The following is a 21,257-nucleotide window of genomic DNA, read 5'->3' on the forward strand; positions in this document are numbered from 1 at the left end:
TTCAAAAATATCGTTTACTCTATTTTACCGATATTTAGATGGCTCTACAATCACTCTATTATTTCATGTAAAAAACAATGGATTCATATGGTCTTAAGCTATTCGTCTGAACATTATTTTTGGAATCCGGATAATTCGAAAGAAGAATCTCACTTGAATAATCAGATAGATCTTTCGGATTTACAAAAAGTGTTTCTTTATCATAAAAATTGTTTACTACCAACAGCTTTTCATTTTCTCCGTTTCGGATATAAGCAAAAATTTCAGGATGATCCTCTAAGATTAATTCATAATCGCCATCCGTAATAATATCGTATTGCTTACGCAGCTGGATGAGTTTTTGATAATGATAGAAGACGGAATCGACATCCTGTAAAGCATTCTCTACATTTAATGTCTTGTAATTTTGCGCAACATTGATCCACGGCGTTCCTGAGGTAAAGCCTGCGTTAATGCTGGAATCCCATTGAACAGGAGTGCGGGAATTATCACGGGATTTTTGTTTTAAAATCTCGATAACTTCCTTTTCATTTAAGCCTTGTTTTAACATTAACCTGTACATATTAAGAGATTCTACATCACGATACTCCTTAATCGACCCGAAGTTTGGATTTGTCATTCCGATTTCTTCCCCTTGATAAATATAAGGGGTTCCTTGCATCATATGAATGGTTGTTGCAAGCATTTTGGCCGATTCCTTTAGATATTCACGGTCATTTCCGTAGCGGCTCACCACACGAGGCTGATCATGATTACACCAAAATAATGCATTCCAACCACCGCCCTTATTCATCTGTACTTGCCATTCAGATAAAATCCTTTTTAAAGATAGAAAATCAAAATCGGCTTTTGTCCACTTTTCACCGTTAGCGTAATCTACTTTTAAATGATGAAAGTTAAATGTCATACTTAATTCATGTTCGGCAGGATTCGAATACTTGATACAATTATCGATTGTAGTGGAGGACATTTCCCCTACGGTCATAGCATTATATTTTGAAAAAACCTCGCGATTCATTTCTTTTAAAAATTCGTGGACACGTGGGCCATCCGTGTAAAATTTACGTCCGTCCCCTGTCTCATCATCTAGAAAACGCAGATCTTTCGAAATTAAGTTAATGACATCTAAACGAAAACCATCCACTCCTTTTCGAAACCAGAAGTGCATCATTTCGTAGACTTTTTTCCGAAGTTCCTCATTCTCCCAGTTCAGATCAGCTTGAGATACATCAAAAAGATGCAAATAATATTGGCCTGATTTTTTATCGAGCCTCCATGCAGAACCCCCAAACTTCGATTCCCAATTGGTTGGTTCACTTCCATCATGTTTAGCATCTTTCCATATATAAAAGTCACGATACAGGTTGTCCTTAGAAGAACTTGCCTGCTTAAACCATTCATGTTCTATGGACGTATGATTCACAACGATATCCATTATGATTTTCATACCACGCTGGTGCGCCTCTTGTAAAAGCTGTTCCAAGTCCTCCATCGTTCCAAATTCCTCATAGATTTTATAATAATCACTGATATCATAACCATTGTCTCGCTGCGGGGATTGATAAATCGGGGTTAGCCATATGACATCAATGCCAAGTTTTTTTATATAATCGAGTTTTTTTATGACTCCTTGAATATCCCCTATCCCATTTCCTGTTGTATCATAAAAACTTCGCGGATATATTTGATATACTGTTGCTTTCTTCCACCAAGGATGTTTCATCTAATATCACCACTTTTTTGTTATTCGTTTTTCACACTTAATCAGTTGCAAATATATAAAATGAAGACACGATACCACCCCGCTGGTGGTATCGTCGTTTTTAATTTATTTCTTTTTTCCTATCTTTCCAATGACCAATGTTAGTACGAATGGAACGACTATAGCAATTGCCATCCCGATGAAAAATGGTCCCCAGTTTTGTGCACGGATGGATAAGAATGCTGGCAGCCCGCCAACCCCAACAGATGGTGCAAGAACATGGTTAATGGTAATGAACATTCCCGCGATTGCAGAGCCGATAATAGCTGAGATAAAGGCGAAACGGAATCGCAGATTCACCCCAAACATGGCGGGTTCGGTAATTCCTAGGTATGCAGATACTGCAGATGTTAAGGATAACCCTTTTACCTTTTCATCACGTGTTGCAAACATCATACCAAGCGCGGCTGAACCTTGAGCGATATTAGATAATGCCACCATTGGCCATAAGAATGTTGTCCCAGTGCTTCCAATCAATTGTAAGTCGACTGCAAGGAATGTGTGATGCATCCCTGTAATTACAAGCGGTGCATATAGTAATCCGTAGATTAAACCGCCTAGCGCAGGTGCTGCATGGAAAATTGCAACAACAGCGTCAGTAATTGCATTAGCTATAGCAAATGTAACAGGTCCGATAACGATAAAGGACAAAAATCCAGTAACTAATAATGCAATTGGTGCAACTAGTAAAAGCTGAAATGCATCGGCAATATGCTTCTTTAAAAATATTTCGATTTTTGCCAGAACCCAGGATGCTACAAGTACTGGCAAAACTTGCCCTTGGTAACCGATTTTTTGAATATGAAGTCCGAATAGGTTCCATTCTGGAATTTTGTCTGTAGATCCATAAGCCCAGGCATTTAAGAGATCCGGATGCACAAGCATTAAGCCAAGTACAATACCAAGCAATGAATTTCCGCCAAATTTTTTTACAGCGGACCAGCCGATTAATGCAGGTAGGAAGGTAAAGGCCGTATTGGCAATTAAGTTGATAATGCTAGCAAAATCCGCCCATTGCGGATATACGTCCACAAGTGATTTTTTATCAAAGAAAATACCTTGTCCTGTTAAGATATTATTAATCCCCATTAATAAACCAGCGGTAACGATTGCCGGCAAAATAGGAATAAAAATATCTGCTAATGTTTTAATTGCACGCTGGAAAGGATTTAGGTTTTTAGCAGCGGCATCCTTAATTTCTTGTTTCGTTGCATGACCGATTCCTGTTAATTCAACCATCTCATTGTATACCTTATCTACTGTACCCTGGCCAATAACCACTTGAAATTGACCATTAGCTGAGAATGAGCCTTTCACAAGGTCAATGTTTTCTAATGCTTCTTTATTCACCTTTGCCTCATCCGCTAACGCAAAACGCAAACGTGTTACACAGTGTGTAGCAGCTGTGATATTTTCCTTGCCACCAACTGCTTGAACAATTTTCTCTGCTGCTTCTCTATTGGTTGACATATTCTCCCCATCCTTTTTGATACCGTTTACATGAACGAGTATTTTTTTGCCTCCACTGGTGTATGGAGACGTTTACATTATTAACTAAAAAAATATGAATCTAATAATTCAAGAACTTGTATATACAAGATGAATGTATGTGTTTATCATAACTTGTATATACAAGTGTGTCAATATATTTTGAGAATAAAAAATACCCTGCAATTATGCATAGAGGGTATTAATAACTAAATATTTCACTTATTAACATAGATAAATTTTCGCTTAAATCTACTTCTTCTCCTGTACTTTTCAAGCGCACAAACGGACGGTGAAGATTATTTTTAATTCTGGTGACAATTGCTTCTTGCCCATTGTTTAATCGAACCTTGGCTCCTGGTATATAGGATGGAATACTTTCAATAAATGCTTGTACTATTTTGGGGTCAAAGTCTATTCCATTTTTGGACATGATCATTTCTAACGCTAAATGCGGTAATGCTTTTCTACTTGAAACAAGATGTTCATAAAGGTTAGAGACCGCACAAATTTGCGGATATTCAAGAATCTCGGAGCTCGAAAGTTTACGCGGATACCCGGAACCATCATATCGTTCATGATGCTGAAATGCAACATGAGCGGAAAGCAAGCTGATTTCACGATTATTTCGAATGATCTCAAAACCCTTTTTTGGGTGAAGCGTTTCATCTTTCCCTGCAACCTTTCCAATATCATGCAATAAGCTTCCCATTGCAAGATCTCGCTGCTGCGAATTGCTGTAACCTAGGGTTTTAGAAGTCTGAAGAGCAAGTAATGTTACATTTACAGAATGAGCGTAAGGCTTTAATTCTTCAGATACGGATGATGACGGTATTAAAAATATCGTCTTTCTTCTTATAACTTCTAAAATAATTTTGTTAATGGTTACTTGCAAATCAAATACATTTAATGGTTTCCCCTGTCTAGCTAAATCATATGCCTTTTGAACCACCTCGATTGCGTCCATCCAAGTTGGCATATCAAGCAATTCATCCATTGTTATTCCGTGGGATTCGGCATCTTCCACTATGAGGGTAGAAATATTCATTTGCTTAATTCTCTCCAAATATTTTGGATGAATGGTTCGTCCAGCGGCAAGTAATATTCGCTTTTGCCGATCATAAATTGGTCTGGCAAGCTGCATCGTTGTATGATCATAATCTTCTATTTGGATAAAACGCATTTCTTCATAACCTTCTTTACTACTTGGCATATATCTTTTCCGTATATATGGGAAGAAATTTACCCCACTTTTATATTATCGGCTTATATAAGGTTTATTTTAAGGTATTCGCCAATCACAAAAATTACCAAAAAAAAAGCCCTCTCCCAATGGAGAAGGTCCCTTAACGTACTTCCACCCAACCGTTTTTAATCGCTGTTACTACAGCTTGCGTACGGTCGTTAGCACTCATTTTTTGTAAAATATTTGATACATGGTTTTTAACTGTTTTCTCACTTATGTACAAAGCCTCTCCGATGACACGGTTGCTTTTTCCATCCGCTAAGAGTTGTAATACTTCACACTCGCGTGGTGTTAACAAATGCAGCGGTCTTACTACTTCCGGCTGTTGATAGCCTTTACCAGTATTTTGTCTGTTTGCGAGTCGGCGATACTCTGTTACAAGATTATGTGTAATTTTAGGATGTAGATAAGATCCTCCATCGGCAACTACTTTTACCGCTTCAATCAATGCATCGGAATCCATCTCTTTTAAAAGATATCCTGTAGCACCTGTCTTCAATGCATGTGTGACATAGTTTTCATCATCGTGGATAGATAAAATAATAACTTTCGTGTCTGGATATGTTTCAACTAATAGTCTAGTAGCTTCAATTCCATTTTTGTTTGGCATATTTATATCCATAAGAACGACATCTGGTTTATGCTGTTCAATAATTTTTAAAGCTGCATCCCCATCGTCACCTTCCGCAACGATTTCAAATGACTTTTCAAATTCTAATATACGCTTAACACCTTCACGAAATAATTGATGATCATCTATTATGGCAATTTTCGTTGTCATTTGCCTTTGCCTCCTTGTCCATTCCTCAATTTTCTATCGGTACTTGTATCGTTACAATTGTGCCTAATCCTTGTTTAGAATCAATGGTAATATTTCCATTCAATAGCTCAATTCTTTCTTTCATGCCGACTATTCCGAATGAGCCTTCTTTTTTTGCTCTTACATCGAATCCTTTGCCATTGTCTTTTATAATAACAACGATACGGTCTTTACCCATCTCTAGCTTTACCTGAATAACAGAAGCTTCGGCATGTTTCAAGGCGTTTTGGACAGATTCTTGTACAAGTCTGAACAGCGCAACTTCATAATTGGATTGTAGCCTTACTTCCTCTCCAAAGTTAAAAAATTGAATATGAGGGGTTCCATTATTATATTCTTCGGTTCTCGCTAAATATTTTCTGAGGGTAGGCACTAAACCTAAATCATCCAGCGCCATCGGTCGTAAATCGTATATGATACGGCGAACTTCATATAAGGAAGACCTGACCATCCGTTTTAAATCGGATACTTCACTGATTGCTTCCTGTGCGCCTCTTTCCCGGTAAATTTTTTCAATCAAATCGGATCGGATTAACATATTTGCAAGCATTTGTGCAGGACCATCATGAATTTCTCTCGACAGACGCTTCCGTTCTTCCTCCTGAGCCTCTATCACTTTTAAGCCAAAATCCTGTCTTTCCTTTGCATCTTCAAGCGCACTTCCAATTTGTTTCAGGTCTCTAGTTAAATAATTTAGAACTACACTCGTTTGTGAGACTAAATGATCTGCCCGTTCGATTGTTTCCCGAACATTAATGAGACGCCGCTCTAGTTCATCTCGCCTTTTACGGAGATTTTTCTCTAACTCTCGATTCATCGAAAGCTTCATTTGGAGATTATGGGCTACCTCATATGCATTCCGAACTTGTTCCTCTGTATAATCGCGGAAATTGAGACTAACCTCAGAAAGTCGGCGTCTTGAAGAGCGTGTCTTTATTTCTAATTCATCGCCTTCTGTAATGACCTTTCCAACCATTTCTTTAATCTCTTTTAATTCACTTGTAAGAGCTTCATAGTCTTGACGACACTGCTCGCCTATTTGAAAAATCTCAGACTTGCTGCTGTCAACGGTTAAAATCATTTTCTCCAGTATATCGTCGAGAGCCTTCGTATCAATTTTTTTTAAAGACATCTAACATTCCTCCAGGGTCATCTCCCTTTGGGATAAAATTATTTTAACTCGATTTGAATCAATATACTATTTGGAATCATAAGGAAAATAAAATTAGGAAAAAGCACCTAACACATTTTTATATCTTATGACCTATCACTAGATTCTTATTATAATATTCGAGATTTTTAGTATTTTTCCCTGCTAGTTTGTTAAGAAGGATTTGTTTCATTAAAAAAAACTTTATCAAGCTAACGTGCCATATTTTCTAAAACAATTATAGCACCCATTGCTTCTTCTTATTATACCAAAACTATGTTTCTCAAATATATTTGTTTTATTACATTTTGTTTAGTATTATTGCGATATTTTGGAGAATCCAAGCTTTTTTTGCTACCATAGAGATAGTAAAATTCGGAGGTACCTTTATGTTAAAACAGTATTTTACAATAAAAAATTTCGGTAGCCATGAAATCATCATTCAAAAATCAAGATTTATTGCCCATGTTAACCGAGTTACAACCGAGAAAGAGGCTCAAGATTTTATCCAAGAAATCAAGAAAAAGCATTGGGACGCAACCCATAATTGCTCTGCCTACATGATTGGTCAGCATAATGAAATCCAAAAAGCCAATGACGATGGCGAACCAAGCGGAACAGCAGGTGTTCCAATGCTCGAGGTACTTAAAAAACGCGATTTAAAAGACACCGTAGTCGTAGTAACTCGATATTTTGGCGGAATCAAACTCGGTGCAGGCGGCCTTATTCGTGCTTATGGAAAAGCCACTTCAGAGGGAATTAATAAGGTTGGAGTTGTTGAACGTATACTAATGAAGGTCATTCACACAAAAATAGACTACACATGGCTTGGCAAGGTGGAAAACGAGCTTCGTTCCTCCGTATACAAAATTAAGAATATACATTATGTAGATAATGTAGAAATAGAAACATTTGTCAAAGAAGATCAAGTGGAGAAATTTAAGGAATGGATGGTTGAAATAACAAATGGACAGGCGGATATTTTCGAGGGAGAAATATTGTATTTGGAAAGAGATGTAGAAGCAAATTGAAAGTACTACTCATCGAGCATATAGATGGGATGAGTGAATGTGGGCCTTTCAACTTTCACCTTATTTATTTTAGGGAAAAATCCCTTTACTCATAGCTAGACCGAAACTGCACTGAAGAATGAATAATCTTATTAAATATAAGAAAAACGGATCTGTTAAGAATCCGTTTTTTTTGTGTTTGATTTCATCATATTCAATAAAGGTTTATAATTTTTACCAACAAGCTCTATACTTTCCACGAAGATTTCCATAGCAACTAATAAAACAGCCACTAATATAATAGATCCCCACATTGTTGACATGGAAAAAATAATTGCTGCTAAGCCAAACATTGCCGCTATAGCATAAATGATTAATACTGTTTGCCGATGTGAAAAGCCAAGACGCAACAAACAATGATGTAAATGGGATTTATCCGGACCAAATAAATATTGTTTGTTAGCAAAGCGACGAACCATCGCAAAGAAAGTATCTGACAAAGGTACCCCCAGAATAATAACTGGTATCACCAAAGAGATAAAAGTAATATTTTTGAATCCAAGTAGGGATAATACAGATATCATATATCCAAGAAAAAGTGCTCCTGTATCCCCCATGAAAATTTTAGCCGGATGAAAATTATAAATTAAAAATCCTAATGTACTCGCTAATAATATAGCCCCTAATGTCGCTGCAAAAAAGTTTCCCATTAGTACGGCCATTCCTGAAATCGTAATTAATGCAATACTGGAAACTCCAGCTGCCAAGCCATCTAATCCATCTATCAAATTGATCGCATTGGTAACTCCAACAATCCAAATAATAGTAAATGGAATAGTGAAGAAACCAAATTCTAATTGACCGCCAAACGGTAAATTAATAAAATCAATCTCAATTCCACCTAGAAAGACGACAATCGCTGCTACTAATTGTCCTGCTAATTTCAATTTAGGGCTTAATTCGTATTTATCATCTAAAATACCAGTGATAATAATGATTAAGCCGCCTAAGAGAATGGATAACACAGATACTTTATTATCAGTTGGCCATAGAATTAAAAATCCTATAATAAAACTTATGAATATGGCCAGCCCGCCCATAAGCGGCATTGCCTTCTGATGAACTTTTCGTTTATTTGGAAGATCCGTAATACCGTATTTAAGGGCAAGTCTTTTTACGAAAGGAGTAATAATTAAAGAACTAATAAAGCATATAAACATCGTTATATATATTAATACCATTTACATCCTCCTTATACTTTCAAGACCCCTTATAATTAAATGGATAATCGTCTTATAACCGTATATAATAAATGTTGTGCTCTTATAGTCGAAATTTGTAATCAAATGCATTATATCACATGATCTTGATTAATTATAGAATATTTTTTTTAGAAGAAATACTTTCTTTTACCATATGCATGATGATTTATTTCATTACTATCGACCTAATTTTTGTATGACTACTTTGAATAAAAAATGCGGAATTGCTAGCATTCTTTTCCATCTTGAGGGTTGTTTTATTAAGCGATAAAGCCACTCTAGATTTAATTTTTGCCAAGTTTTTGGAGCACGTTTCACTACACCTGCAATGACATCAAAACTTCCCCCAACACCCATAAAGATTCCTTTTTGAAAGTAGTCAAGATGTTCCGCAATCCACTGCTCTTGTTTTGGAACTCCTAATGCTACAAAGATAAGATCCGGCTCTGTCGATTTAATCGTTTCTTTTATATTATTATCATTCCAATCAAAGAAACCATTATGTGAGCCAACAATTTCTACTTGTGGATATTGTTCATGTACATTTTTCAAAAACAAGTCTAATACAGGCTCTGTTGCACCTAAAAAATAAACACGGAATCTATTTTGGTTTGCATGTTCCAATAGTTCCAGCATCATATCTGTTCCTGATACCCTGCCTGGCAGTGGTTCATTTAACATTTTGGAGGCGATTACAACACCAATACCATCAGCGGTAATATAATCTGCCTTTTTTAAATACCCCTCGTACTCTTTATCTTTATAGGCTCGCATGATAATCTCAGGGTTAGCGGTTACCACGAATGTTTTTTTATTTTCTCTAATTTTCTCCTCCAATAATTCAATAAATGAATGATAATCGGAGTGTACAATTGGAATACCTAATATATTGAAAAACCTTTGTTTCATTATGAATAAATTCACCCCTGAAATGAGTGCCATTTATATTTTTAAGTATACTAGATTTAAGATAATCCATACTAAATGTTACTGTATTATAAATACTTTGTAATATTTTACTGTGTCAATCTTAAAATACTCTTAAAAAATCACAAATGGAACATTTATTTTTGACAATAACTGTCCTTTAATTCAACTAATTATTTCTATTAGATAATGTACCAAAAGTACATTCATTATTCTAGAAACTTTTTGCACGAACTATTTCACAAAATCTTTTTACTGAGTTAATCATTTTAATAGAAGTTACCTAATGACACCAAATTTCCCAAATATTCCACTAAACTCTATATCCATTTGAACTGAGCTTGGATTTGCCTATTCGTGTGACCATTTGGTACATGATATTATTGAACGTGTTCAAATCCCTTACCAATTTGCCCCTATTATCGAGACCTACAGCGTTCGCATAGATGAAGCGATAACGACTTTCATTATCTCAGGAAAGACGTCGTTAAATTCCGAACTGTTCTTTAGCTGCATTTTAAGAAAGAAGTAGCAGTATACATTTGATTTTGAAATGAAATCAGTTAATTTTACGGAGGAAGGAATTACAAAGATTGAAACGACCTTCTTCAATAGATGACATTGTATTTGATTCCATTGACCATAAGTATACTGCTATTACAAAAGAAGTAAAGCGTCTATCCACCTACATAAATAAACACGGTTCTACTGTCTCTGTTTTTTTATATATTCAATGGCTTTTCGATGAATTTCTTGTATTGATTCTTTCATTTTTAAATCGGAAGATACAGCTGCCTTTATATGATTATTTTTCATAATAAAAATTGGTGCAGCTTTCGATTGGGAGGAGATAATTTTCCATTTATCTTTTTTTCTTTCGAGAATAAGATCAATAACCCCTAAATAACTCCCCCAACTTCCCCCCTGAACAGCTGGCACTCCATTAATCGTTCCCTTCACGTTATCAATTCCCGGTACACCTTTAAATTTAGATAAATCCGGAAATGTTAGATGGGTATGTCCAAACAAAATAGCATCAATTCCTTTTACACGGCTTAAAGGAAGTACTGCATTTTGTTCATTTTGATATGGGTTAGCCAATAAGGAAATACCAGTATGTGCAAGAACGATAATTATATCAGCGCCTTGTTTTTTTAAGATAGGTATATGTTTTTCTGCACTTGCGACAATATCATCCACCTTTATGTTATCCTTAAGTGCATCTTTTTCCCATCTCGTAACGTAAGGAGTAATAAATCCAATTACGCCTACTTTCAACTGGTGGCTCACTCCATTTATATCCATTACCTCTTTGTTTAATATTACGTATGGATTAAATAGATGAAATGTATCAAAATCCGTTTGCAAATATAGATTAGCATTTACATACGGGAAATTAGCGTCTTTTATAACTTTATTTAAGAATGGTACACCATAATGAAAATCATGATTTCCGAATGTTGCAGCATCGTATCCTAGCATATTCATTGCTTTCATCATTGGATGGATACCATTCCAATCTAAAGCCTTTTTCTTTGCAACATAGTCCATTAATACATTTCCTTGGAGTAAGTCACCATTATCAAATAGAAGTGTATTTAAAGAATCCTGCCTTGCATTCTTAATTAAAGTTGCAGTCCTCACTAAACCAAAATCATTAACATATGTCCCCTTTAGATAATCATAGTTTAAAATGTTTCCGTGTAAATCTGTTGTCTCGAGTATTCGAAGAGGAACAATCGCTTCTTCAACTGATGCAGCATTTACTGAAAAAGGATGAGGGTTGAAGGTTAGATAAAAAATTAAAGCCCATGCGACGATTATTTTACTAGCCACTTTAGATTTCATATTGGGTTTATCATTCCCTTCCACTAACTTTCTTACACTGTTCTGGGTTTATAGGTTTTGCAATCTTATTGATTATCATTCCAATCTTTTCTACAAAATTTTTTTATTACAAATCGACAAATTTCTACAGGTCTTTCCTACTATTCTTATGAAACTATAATATATGTATTTATATCAAAAATAGGAATATGGTAAAATATTTCTGAAAGATTAATAAGAAAAATGAGGAGTGAGTGAAAAAAATTGGAAAACAACAGAAAAACAGCACGAAAAATCAGCAGACTTTTGGTAGTGCTTATGTTGATATTTGTCGTTTCTCCACTATCTAGTAAGGCAGCGACAAATAATTCTACCGTCCCGCAGATTGATAACGTAAAAACAAACGTTATCACAACAGAAGGGAATGACTCTGTTGAATTGTTAAAGGAAAGTGCCCCGAACAGTGAAGTAATAATACAAATTCCTTCACATTCTACGGTTACTATCCTTGATAAAGGATCTGAATATACCCATGTCAGTTATGATGATCCTAATACAGGCGAAGCATTAACAGGCTATATTTTAAACACTAATCTTGCAGATCCAACACAGTCAACATCTGATACATCAGAAGCAAATGATGATAAATCAACTAATGCAGCTGAAGTAAAAGATGATAAATCAACTGATACTGCTGAAGCAAAGGATGACAAATCAACTGATACGACTGTACTAGAGGGGAATAATAATTCTACTGCTAGCACTGATATCAGTGAACAAGAAAAGCAAAGCGCTGCTACTAATAATGTATCATCCGATACTAGCTCAACAGTAACCACCAAAAGGCTTGCTCAAACAAAAACGGTAAAATCTGTTGTTGTAAAATCCGACACAGAAATATCTTACCAAGCATTACAAGGGATAGCATTGAAAAGTCCTACGAATGTTTACCAAGCACAAGACGCAAATTCTAGTGTATTAAAAAGCTATGCACAAGGATCATTATTGAAATATGAAGCCCCTGTTCAACAATGGTATAAGTGCACAGTCATTTTAAATGGTAAACCTACGCCAGGCTATATTTATGCAAGTGATGTGGAAACGACAGATGATTCTGAAAACGTACTAATTGGTACTGCACTTAAGAATCCTACTAATGTCTATTCTGAACCATCCCTTGATTCTAAGGTTTTGAAAAGCTATGCACAAGGGAAACAATTAAAATACAATCAACAACCAAAAACTGATTGGTACGATTGTACAGTTATAATTAACGGCGTTGCTACACATGGATACATAAAAGCCGAGGATGTCGAAAACGTAACCACAGAACAAAAATCATTAAAGGGTATTGGTCTAAATGCTCCGACAAAGATTTATTCCAAGGCATCCGATAGTTCAAAGACAGTTAAAACGTATGCACAGGGAAGTGTATTAAAATATAAAACTTTCACATCTGATTGGTATGTGTGTACGGTTATTGTGAATAGTAAAAAGATTACAGGGTATATCAAGAAAAATGATGTAGAAAATATTGTAGATTCACAGCAATCTCTTAAAGGAATTGGCCTCACTAGCCCAACACACGTTTACTCAAAAGCATCCTCCAGTGCGCAAGTGTTAAAAAACTATACACAAGGAAGTATATTAAAATATAAAACTTTCACATCTGATTGGTATGAATGCACGGTTATCGTAAATGGTAAAAAGATTACAGGATATATCAACAAAAATAATGTGGAAAATATTGTAGAATCACAGAACTCTCTTAAAGGAATTGGCCTAACCAGCCCAACAGACGTATACTCAAAAGCATCCTCCAGTGCAAAAGTATTAAAAAACTATGCACAGGGAACTGTTTTACAGTATAAAACATTCACTTCCGATTGGTATGAATGCACGGTTATCATTAATGGAAGCAGAGTAACGGGTTATATCAAAGCAGGCAGCGTTGATAATGTTGTATCACCGCAGCAAAATATGCGAGGTATAGCACAAAAAAGTGCTACGAAGGTTTATTCAAAGGCTTCAACTAATTCAAAAGTTTTAAAAAGCTATAGTAGATACACTATATTAAGCTATAAAACATTTACAACAAATTGGTATGAATGTAAGGTTTATGTGAATGGTGTACCTACTACTGGATATATCCAAAAAGGTGATGTCAGCACCCAGAAGGAAATAAACTACAATATTTCTCTTAGTGAAGCTGTTGCAATGCAAATGAAAGCTAGTCCAAAAGCAGATGGCTTAGGAACAGTAGACGCAACAGCCGACCAAGTTGAATATTATTTGAATCCAAACAATTTCGCACAAAATTCTAGCGAATATTTCCAGTTCCTTCTATTATCTAGCTATTCTGGTACAACGGCATCCGAATTAAATAATAATATATTAAAAGGAGAAGGTGTACTAGAAGGTCATGGCCAAGCATTTATCACCGCTGCTAAGACATACAATATTAGCGAGTTATATTTAATCAGTCACTCCTTTTTAGAAACTGGACATGGTACAAGCCAATTGGCAAAGGGTGTAAAAATAAACGGAGTAACGGTTTATAACATGTATGGTATCGGTGCAACGGATGGCAATGCTACCCAAAATGGTGCGCAATATGCGTATGATCATGGATGGACCACTATTGATAAGGCGATTATTGAAGGTGCACAATTTGTTTCAAATAATTATATTCATAATGGACAAGATACATTATACAAAATGCGTTGGAATCCAGCGGGTATGGAAGAGAAAGGGTACGCTAATCATCAATATGCAACTGATGTAGGATGGGCTGTAAAGCAAACCTCTACCCTATCTGCTCTTTTCAATGAACTAACCATATACACATTATTATTTGAAGTACCTGTGTATACCTTATAATATGGTGTCTTTCATCATAAGAAAGAGAAGCTTTTCGGTACATCTGCCGATAAGGCTTCTCTTTTAAATTACAACATTTAAACATGATATTTACTTTAAATTTACATAAAATGTATATAATAAGTGCTGTATGAAAAAACTTTTATATGGATAAACTGAAAGACAAATTTCCGTACCACATGTGTAACTCCATTAACTTGTTCGGAGGTGTAAATTATGGAACTACTCAATTCCATTTTTATCCTATATGTGGGGACCTCTTTTATTTTTATTTTTTACCATACCTTTTTTCCACATGAATCTAAATAATTTCTCCTACTATATGCTTATAGATCAGTTGAATAAATTCTTTGCGATTTCCTATTCTCCTACTAATTAATATGACCTATACAATATGGATATTAGTTGAAAGGTTATTAAAATAATAGTAAAATAGCCTCATGGTTGTTAAATTGCGACTATTTAAAAAATAACCTGGAGGAATTATGGAAAGTACTGATAAAAAGAGCCTCAGCAGCAAGAAAAAGAAGCGAAGAATTATAGGATATACCTTTTTAATTATTTTTATCTTACTATTGGCAATTGGTGGTATTTTATACTATCAATTACAACCCGCCCAACATTTTAAAGCAGCACCTGTTGTAACTCCTGGAAATACATCTGCCTCCAATAGCACTGCCGATGAAAATAAATTAAGCGATTCCGTCTTAAACATATTGCTCATAGGGTCAGACCAAAGAAAAGATGAAAAGATTGGTCATTCCGATTCCATGATAATCGTACATGTTGATTTAAAAAAGAAAGAGTATCATACTTTGAGCATACCTCGGGACACAAGAGTATATTTAGAGGGGTTTGGCTATACAAAACTTACTAGTGTTCAATATATTATGCAGGCAACCAAAGGGCAAAAAGAGGGTGTTCAAGCTGCGGTTGAAACAGTTGGCAATCTGACTGGGATTCCAATCAATTATTATGTAGAAACCAATTATTGGGGATTTAAATCTATGGTAGATGCAATCGGAGATGTAGAAGTAAATGTTCCTTTTGACGTTACGCTAACACATCCGTGGTACAAAGAAAACAAAAATAAAGTAATTAGGGCTGGTACTCATACTTTTGATGGTAAGATGGTATCGGAGCTTGTCCATGAGAGATATTCATTAAAAAACGGGGAATTTGGAAGACAACAGCTACAGCAAGCAGCATTAGTTGGAATTGCAAAATCCGCATTAAATCCTAACAACATTACCCATTTACCATCCTTAGTTAATTCAATATCAGACTTTTTAATTGCCACAAATATGACTACCTCTGATATTGTTAGCCTAGGATTGGCGGTAAAAGACCTAGACATCAATTCCATTCACTATCACCAACTGCATGGGGAAAATAAAAAAATGTATGATGATGTACTACAAGCGAATAATGATCAATTTATATTAGACCCTCAAGATATTGAAGAAGTTGCAGCCAAGTACTTTATAAATTAATGTTAGAAAGGTATTTTAAAAGTGTTTAACACCATTAAAATACCTTTTTGATGTAAAATGGTTTTCTAACACCTCTATCATTGATGCTCTTACTTCACGTTAATTTAGATGTTCAATTTGTTCTTACCTCAGCAACTAAAAAAACTATCTCAAATAGTAAAAGATTGTTACCTCATACTAGTGAAATAGTTTTATTACCTCATTTTCAGCATGACTTAATCGCATTTTTAAAACCTAAACACTTTTTTTCTTATTACGATATTGTTGAATAATCTTTCGTGATTCATTAAGATCACGCATTAGTCTATATGGCTTACTGGCAACTCGAAAAGGTAATCTTGACAAGAAATGACTTAAATCTTGACGATATTCCTGCGTAATACGAGATGGCTTTGTAAAAACACGTTCGTATATCTCTTTATAGAATTCCTTCATGATATCGACCTGTATGCTAACCGTATGCTGACATTCCTCACAACGAACACTGGTGATCTCATCATTAATATAAATTATGGAGTGCGGTGTATCGTCATTACATTGTAAACAAAAGAGGCTTGCCTTCATTTCTGTTTCTTTCATCATCTTCACTCCTCAAAATAACAAGTAATGATATTCTACACGTTATACGAATAAACTTATTATTTCTGTAATAACAGGAATTTATTTCAGCTTTAATTTTTCATTTGTTATCAGAAGTGACATTTGTAATTATTATATTATACACAATTTTTTGTTATTATTCTACAGATTGGGATACTAATTTAGAACTTTTCACTAACATAATATGGAAGAAGCTGTTTCTTCATCAATAATCAGGACATCTAAGTACCCACCATTTAACGCCCCTAGAATACTATCCTTTTTGCCTATTCCCTCCACTACACCTATGACTAAGTTAATTTCTGCAATTTCCTCCAATGTTATACCAATTACCTTTTCATTGATGCTATGTTCAATTGGATTTCCATTCCTATTAATAAAACGGGAAGAAATATCGCCAACAGCGCCTGCATTACGGAATTCTTCAATATCCTTTTCTTTTAGATATCCAACTTCCTTTAGAATCGAGTTAGGTTGATACGGATTCCCAATACCTACAAGAGCAATATCCACGCTTCTACCTTCTTCTAACACAGACTTAACATCGTTCATACTTACCAATCGTTCCTTTAATTCCTCCGAATCTATTACTGCCGGAACATACAGATAAGAACAGGCAGCATGCATCTTTTTCGCTAATTCATATGCCAGTTGGTTTGCATGGATATCAACCTGCTTGCTTCCCATACCGCCAACTAATGGTATTACTTTAATTTTTTCATTTCTTTGATAGGGATATTCCTGAACAAAAGCAGCCAACGTAGTTCCCCAGCTGATTCCTATTTTTTCTACACCTTTAAGATTTTTCGATACATAGTTGGCAGCTGCTTGACCTACTGCTTTTTTACTTAATTCAGGTGACCCGCCTGTCACTGGAACTACTATAGCATCCTTTAATTGGAATTTTTCTTCTAACTGTTTTTCAATTTCTACAGTATGTAAGCTCTCATCTTTAATAAAAACTTCCACAATCCCATATTCCTTTGCTTTTTGAAGTTGTTTGGAAATAACGGGGCGGGAAACACCAACTTTTTTAGCAATTTGTTCTTGGGTCATTCCTTCTATATAATATAAATTTGCGGTTTTAACTAGTTGTCTTCTTTCTTCCCAGCTTAGCATGACTTCACCTCATGAAATTATCTGTTTCTATTATAACAATAATAAAATGAATTAGATAAAGGGAATGAGCCATACTTGTATTTTTCAATCTATTTTATGTTATTCTAACAACCCTAGGAGCTTTAACCCGTTATAAATCCCTGAATCCATAACATCTGTTGTTTTATGCTTTGCATATTTAAAGAGTTCGGGATGGGAATTTCCCATTGCAAAACCCTCCCCTGCACAACAAAGCATCTCTTTGTCATTTAAACCGTCACCAAATGCAATCGAATTTTCTATTGGTATACCTAAATAATCTAACACCCTCTTCACACTAGTACCTTTATTTACATTATTCCGTATAATATCGAAGTAATGGTTCAATCCTTCTACATTAGCTTCGGATGAATTTATTCCGGTAAACCATCATATAAATGAACTTCCTCTTTTTTTAGATTAATGACCGTTGCCCCCAGAACATCCTGAATACGAAAGTCAGTATAGGTGATAGCCTTGTTACGATGATAATCAAATTTCTTTAAAAAATATTGTGAAAGAGGAATCATAATGCGTAAGAAGATTCATGCTGATATTTTTTTGCAATTGTTAATATCCCCTGAACACTTTCTTTGGGGAATGGTATTTTAAATATACTCCTTCCATTTAAAGTCGCTGCTCCGCCGTTATACCCTATATACGATTGAATCCGTAAGTATTCCCCTAAACTTTCGACTTCATGTATCGGTCTTCCGGTTGTCAGAATTACCTGAATGCCAAGGTTTTGTATATCAGTGATTGCCCTATTTGTCGATGGCTCTATGGTACCGTCCGGTCTGACAATCGTTCCGTCTACATCTAGGAATAATACTTTGTAATTGTTCATATTTTTTACCTCCTTATAAGAAAAGCACAAGCTCCTTGGTCATCGGCGTATGGATGAGTGAAATTAGCTCTGCAAATGTCACCTTCAGGGTCTTCGACTGAGATATAGGAAACACAGGGACGCAGGTCAGGAATTGATGTTGACTTATCGTAGGGAGGACACGGAGAAATCCGCTAGCCGATAGGTGTTGAAGCTAGACAAGAATAAGTAATTTGTTAGGATAAAAGTTATATACTATCTTAATATGTTAAAAAAGCCTGCAGACACCTGACTTGTGGCTGCAAGCTACTTAAAGTTTTAAGAAAGAATTTGCTCTTTAATTTTTTCAAACATCTCTTCTTTTCCAATCCCTGTTAAAAGCGGAACTCCATCAATAACTTTTTCTTTAATATTATCGGGAACAAGAGTTGTAGAGACTACAATATCATAATCATTGATTCTACTCAGCTCTTCACTTATTTTCGATTGATATAGCTGAACCTGATTTTCTAGGCCATTTTCCGCTAGCCAGGTTTTCACCTTACCTGTTACAACGGTTGATGTCGCAATACCTGTTCCACACATAATTAATAGCTTTTTCATTTATCCTCATCCTTTATAATATAGTTTGGTCTTTCTTTTCTGTCTGGCCATATGATGTTCTGTAAAAATGATTGCATTGTTCAATAATCTCTTTTCTTAGAGGCATCAAATCTGGATCATGTAATGTTGCATAGTGGGCATATTCCGCTGTTTCCTCTAAAATAACTGCTGCCTTTAATGCATGCTCGATATCTGTTCCCACTGTGAACACTCCATGATTACGTAGCAGCACAGCGGGTGAAGAGCCTATGTTATCAACAATCTGCCTTCCAATTTCCTCTTCCCCTATTGCAGCAAAATCGGAGCATGGAACATAATCTTTAAAGATATTCGCTGCTGTTGTCGTATAAGAAGGAATATTCAAGCCCCGTATAGCAAAACTAGTTGCGAAAGGCGAATGGGTATGGACAATGCTATGAATATCATCTCGATGTCTATATACATACAAATGGCTCGCGGTATCTACGGATGGTTTTAAATGTCCTTCAACAACATTGCCGTATAAATCTACCACAACCATATCTTCCGGTTTTAGATCGTCAAAATGAACTCCACTTGGTTTAATCACAACGTTATTGGTGTTACTATCTCGAAAGCTTACATTTCCACTCGTCCATTTTACGAGATTTAATTCTTTTAAAGACTTATTCGCATCGCAAACCAATTTTTTTATTTCTTCTAACATAGACTCTCTCCTTTCATAGTGGGACAAGGTACCTGTCCCCTCATCCCACTTTGGAAAAGGGAACCCGCATCGTAGTAGACAGGGGACAGGTGTTCAGTCCCAATCACATTTTTGCGCTGTTGTTATTTTCTAGCTTTTCTGCACGTTTTGGCTTGATTTTGTTCATGTAGACAAGTCCTCCGACGGCTATAACGCCAATAACGGTAATTCCTAACCAACTAATCACTTTTGCCAATCCAACAAAGATGAATGTTGTCCATACAGCGCCATCTACTAGTGCAGAAATGCTAGTGTTTCCACCCATGTCGAATTTAGCAGCAAGTGCTGATTGGGTAATAAGTGGTGCTGCCCAGGAAGCAATTAATAAACCAACGGCCATGTATATAGTTCCTGCAACTACGGTTCGAATAATATTTCCTCTAAACACTGGTGTCATTAAGCAAACTAGAAAAGGAATCGTTGCTAAATCTCCAAACGGCAAGACTTTATTACCTGGTAAAATAACCGCTAAAAACAGCGTAATAGGAACAATAATTAATGAAGCGGATAAGACGGCTGGATGCCCAACGGACAAAGCGCTGTCCATCCCAATATACAAGTCACGTCCAGGCATTTTCTTCCTTACAAACTCGCTGGCAGCCTCAGAGATTTGTGAAAGCCCTTCCATAAGTAGGGACACCATTCTAGGCATTAGCATCATAACAGCACCTGTTTGAACAGCTAACTGTAGAACTTCCTTTACATTGTAACCTGCTAATATTCCAATCACGATACCAATTAAAACACCCATGACAGTAGAATCACCGAATATTCCGATTCTTTTTTGGATTGTTTCAGGATTTGCTTCTAATTTATTAAATCCTGGAATTCGATCAAAAAGCCAATTCAAAGGCTTTGCTACAAGATAGGATGGTGCAGATGCGCCATGCGGGAAGGTGATGTTTTTGAATCCATAAAACTTACTAATATCCTTTGCAATTAAATCACCAAGGAAGAAAATCACAATTAAGTGTACTGCAATTGTATATAGTCCTAATGCAAAGTTACCTGTTAATGCGTATACCAGTGAACCAGTAAAAGCACAATGCCAATAATCCCAAATATCAACATCCAACGTTCTTGTGAGGCCAGTTATTAGAAGAACGACGTTAATTCCTATTCCTAGTGGAATCGCTAAGCTTCCTAATGCAGTACCATACGATATCGCAGCCGCTGCTGGCCACCCAACATCGATGGAACCGAGTTTAAATCCAAAATGATCCACCATTGCCTTTGCTGCTGGCCCTAAACTGCTTGTTAATAACCCGATAACAAGGTTTAAGCCCACAAACCCAATTCCTACCGTTAATCCCGCTTTAAAGGCTTTACTGGGTTTCGTCCCTATTATAATTCCAAAGATGAACAATAAGATTGGCAGCATAACACTTGCTCCAAGATCAACAAACCATTGTATAACCGACATTTCTTCCCCTCCTAATTTTTCATTCACTTTTTATAAAGGTATAATTGAAATTATTGCTAAATCAAAATCCTGTAACCCG

General features: G+C 35.8%; 18 protein-coding genes and 1 pseudogene. 4 read left to right on the forward strand and 15 right to left on the reverse strand.

What is annotated here, in order from left to right:
* Positions 1-58 precede the first annotated feature (58 nt).
* From treC to CWO92_RS04145, 5 genes are all read right to left on the reverse strand, one after another.
* Positions 59-1,723, reverse strand: coding sequence for an alpha,alpha-phosphotrehalase (gene treC, locus CWO92_RS04125; protein ID WP_101352933.1), 1,665 nt, complete (start codon positions 1,721-1,723; stop codon positions 59-61).
* Between the two features lie 105 nt (positions 1,724-1,828).
* The gene (gene treP / locus CWO92_RS04130; RefSeq protein WP_101352934.1) at positions 1,829-3,232 is read right to left on the reverse strand and encodes a PTS system trehalose-specific EIIBC component; all 1,404 of its coding nucleotides are present in this window, start codon (positions 3,230-3,232) and stop codon (positions 1,829-1,831) included.
* 220 nt (positions 3,233-3,452) lie between these two features.
* On the reverse strand, positions 3,453-4,463 hold the full coding sequence (locus CWO92_RS04135; protein WP_233269960.1) for an HD-GYP domain-containing protein: 1,011 nt from the start codon (positions 4,461-4,463) through the stop codon (positions 3,453-3,455).
* A gap of 133 nt (positions 4,464-4,596) precedes the next feature.
* A complete protein-coding gene (locus CWO92_RS04140; RefSeq protein ID WP_055738685.1) occupies positions 4,597-5,277 on the reverse strand; it encodes a response regulator in 681 nt (226 codons plus the stop codon).
* A gap of 25 nt (positions 5,278-5,302) precedes the next feature.
* A complete protein-coding gene (locus CWO92_RS04145) occupies positions 5,303-6,448 on the reverse strand; it encodes a sensor histidine kinase (RefSeq protein ID WP_101352935.1) in 1,146 nt (381 codons plus the stop codon).
* Between the two features lie 407 nt (positions 6,449-6,855).
* Here CWO92_RS04145 and CWO92_RS04150 point away from each other — a divergent pair, with 407 nt between their 5' ends.
* Positions 6,856-7,497, forward strand: coding sequence for a YigZ family protein (locus CWO92_RS04150; protein WP_101352936.1), 642 nt, complete (start codon positions 6,856-6,858; stop codon positions 7,495-7,497).
* Positions 7,498-7,652: 155 nt separating this feature from the next.
* Here CWO92_RS04150 and CWO92_RS04155 read toward each other — a convergent pair whose 3' ends face one another.
* Positions 7,653-8,717: a glycosyltransferase family 4 protein gene (locus tag CWO92_RS04155; RefSeq protein WP_101352937.1), complete on the reverse strand. Its 1,065-nt coding sequence runs from the start codon at positions 8,715-8,717 to the stop codon at positions 7,653-7,655.
* A gap of 198 nt (positions 8,718-8,915) precedes the next feature.
* Positions 8,916-9,647 carry a WecB/TagA/CpsF family glycosyltransferase gene (locus CWO92_RS04160; RefSeq protein ID WP_101352938.1) on the reverse strand — a complete coding sequence of 244 codons (732 nt, stop codon included), beginning with the start codon at positions 9,645-9,647 and terminating at the stop codon, positions 8,916-8,918.
* A 367-nt stretch (positions 9,648-10,014) separates the two neighbouring features.
* Here CWO92_RS04160 and CWO92_RS26490 point away from each other — a divergent pair.
* Positions 10,015-10,197: pseudogene (locus CWO92_RS26490) on the forward strand (hypothetical protein); the annotation flags it as partial.
* A 173-nt stretch (positions 10,198-10,370) separates the two neighbouring features.
* On the opposite strand, the gene CWO92_RS04165 reads toward CWO92_RS26490, so the two are convergent.
* On the reverse strand, positions 10,371-11,513 hold the full coding sequence (locus tag CWO92_RS04165; protein ID WP_101352939.1) for a metallophosphoesterase: 1,143 nt from the start codon (positions 11,511-11,513) through the stop codon (positions 10,371-10,373).
* A gap of 243 nt (positions 11,514-11,756) precedes the next feature.
* Between CWO92_RS04165 and CWO92_RS04170 the strand changes: the two genes are divergently transcribed.
* Positions 11,757-14,372 carry a glucosaminidase domain-containing protein gene (locus CWO92_RS04170; protein ID WP_235851555.1) on the forward strand — a complete coding sequence of 872 codons (2,616 nt, stop codon included), beginning with the start codon at positions 11,757-11,759 and terminating at the stop codon, positions 14,370-14,372.
* Between the two features lie 485 nt (positions 14,373-14,857).
* Entirely contained in the window at positions 14,858-15,865 is a 1,008-nt protein-coding gene (locus CWO92_RS04175) for an LCP family protein (RefSeq protein WP_101352940.1), read from the forward strand.
* Positions 15,866-16,099: 234 nt separating this feature from the next.
* On the opposite strand, the gene CWO92_RS04180 is transcribed toward CWO92_RS04175, so the two are convergent.
* The 7 genes from CWO92_RS04180 to CWO92_RS04210 all read right to left on the reverse strand — a co-directional run bounded on the left by CWO92_RS04180 (position 16,100) and on the right by CWO92_RS04210 (position 21,178).
* Positions 16,100-16,444 (reverse strand): bh protein, encoded by a 345-nt coding sequence (locus tag CWO92_RS04180; protein ID WP_101352941.1) that lies wholly within the window; start codon positions 16,442-16,444, stop codon positions 16,100-16,102.
* Between the two features lie 195 nt (positions 16,445-16,639).
* Positions 16,640-17,584: a sugar-binding transcriptional regulator gene (locus tag CWO92_RS04185; protein WP_101352942.1), complete on the reverse strand. Its 945-nt coding sequence runs from the start codon at positions 17,582-17,584 to the stop codon at positions 16,640-16,642.
* 99 nt (positions 17,585-17,683) lie between these two features.
* Positions 17,684-17,899: an HAD hydrolase family protein gene (locus tag CWO92_RS04190; protein ID WP_367593480.1), complete on the reverse strand. Its 216-nt coding sequence runs from the start codon at positions 17,897-17,899 to the stop codon at positions 17,684-17,686.
* Between the two features lie 229 nt (positions 17,900-18,128).
* Positions 18,129-18,449: an HAD family hydrolase gene (locus CWO92_RS04195; protein WP_101352944.1), complete on the reverse strand. Its 321-nt coding sequence runs from the start codon at positions 18,447-18,449 to the stop codon at positions 18,129-18,131.
* Between the two features lie 297 nt (positions 18,450-18,746).
* Entirely contained in the window at positions 18,747-19,031 is a 285-nt protein-coding gene (locus tag CWO92_RS04200; RefSeq protein ID WP_101352945.1) for a PTS sugar transporter subunit IIB, read from the reverse strand.
* A gap of 13 nt (positions 19,032-19,044) precedes the next feature.
* The gene (locus CWO92_RS04205; RefSeq protein ID WP_101352946.1) at positions 19,045-19,716 is read right to left on the reverse strand and encodes an L-ribulose-5-phosphate 4-epimerase; all 672 of its coding nucleotides are present in this window, start codon (positions 19,714-19,716) and stop codon (positions 19,045-19,047) included.
* 103 nt (positions 19,717-19,819) lie between these two features.
* Positions 19,820-21,178, reverse strand: a complete 1,359-nt coding sequence (locus CWO92_RS04210) for a PTS galactitol transporter subunit IIC (RefSeq protein WP_101352947.1) — start codon at positions 21,176-21,178, stop codon at positions 19,820-19,822.
* Between the last annotated feature and the right edge of the window lie 79 nt (positions 21,179-21,257).

The sequence above is a fragment of the Heyndrickxia camelliae genome, assembly GCF_002844575.1.
GTDB classification, from domain to species: domain Bacteria; phylum Bacillota; class Bacilli; order Bacillales; family Bacillaceae_C; genus Margalitia; species Margalitia camelliae.

What these genes read in the sequence shown, in the direction of transcription:
- treC (WP_101352933.1), bottom strand. Translation starts at nt 1,723, where the DNA reads ATGAAACATCCTTGGTGGAAGAAAGCAACAGTATATCAAATATATCCG.
- treP (WP_101352934.1), bottom strand. Translation starts at nt 3,232, where the DNA reads ATGTCAACCAATAGAGAAGCAGCAGAGAAAATTGTTCAAGCAGTTGGT.
- CWO92_RS04135 (WP_233269960.1), bottom strand. Translation starts at nt 4,463, where the DNA reads ATGCCAAGTAGTAAAGAAGGTTATGAAGAAATGCGTTTTATCCAAATA.
- CWO92_RS04140 (WP_055738685.1), bottom strand. Translation starts at nt 5,277, where the DNA reads ATGACAACGAAAATTGCCATAATAGATGATCATCAATTATTTCGTGAA.
- CWO92_RS04145 (WP_101352935.1), bottom strand. Translation starts at nt 6,448, where the DNA reads ATGTCTTTAAAAAAAATTGATACGAAGGCTCTCGACGATATACTGGAG.
- CWO92_RS04150 (WP_101352936.1), top strand. Translation starts at nt 6,856, where the DNA reads ATGTTAAAACAGTATTTTACAATAAAAAATTTCGGTAGCCATGAAATC.
- CWO92_RS04155 (WP_101352937.1), bottom strand. Translation starts at nt 8,717, where the DNA reads ATGGTATTAATATATATAACGATGTTTATATGCTTTATTAGTTCTTTA.
- CWO92_RS04160 (WP_101352938.1), bottom strand. Translation starts at nt 9,647, where the DNA reads ATGAAACAAAGGTTTTTCAATATATTAGGTATTCCAATTGTACACTCC.
- CWO92_RS04165 (WP_101352939.1), bottom strand. Translation starts at nt 11,513, where the DNA reads ATGAAATCTAAAGTGGCTAGTAAAATAATCGTCGCATGGGCTTTAATT.
- CWO92_RS04175 (WP_101352940.1), top strand. Translation starts at nt 14,858, where the DNA reads ATGGAAAGTACTGATAAAAAGAGCCTCAGCAGCAAGAAAAAGAAGCGA.
- CWO92_RS04180 (WP_101352941.1), bottom strand. Translation starts at nt 16,444, where the DNA reads ATGAAAGAAACAGAAATGAAGGCAAGCCTCTTTTGTTTACAATGTAAT.
- CWO92_RS04185 (WP_101352942.1), bottom strand. Translation starts at nt 17,584, where the DNA reads ATGCTAAGCTGGGAAGAAAGAAGACAACTAGTTAAAACCGCAAATTTA.
- CWO92_RS04195 (WP_101352944.1), bottom strand. Translation starts at nt 18,449, where the DNA reads ATGAACAATTACAAAGTATTATTCCTAGATGTAGACGGAACGATTGTC.
- CWO92_RS04200 (WP_101352945.1), bottom strand. Translation starts at nt 19,031, where the DNA reads ATGAAAAAGCTATTAATTATGTGTGGAACAGGTATTGCGACATCAACC.
- CWO92_RS04205 (WP_101352946.1), bottom strand. Translation starts at nt 19,716, where the DNA reads ATGTTAGAAGAAATAAAAAAATTGGTTTGCGATGCGAATAAGTCTTTA.
- CWO92_RS04210 (WP_101352947.1), bottom strand. Translation starts at nt 21,178, where the DNA reads ATGTCGGTTATACAATGGTTTGTTGATCTTGGAGCAAGTGTTATGCTG.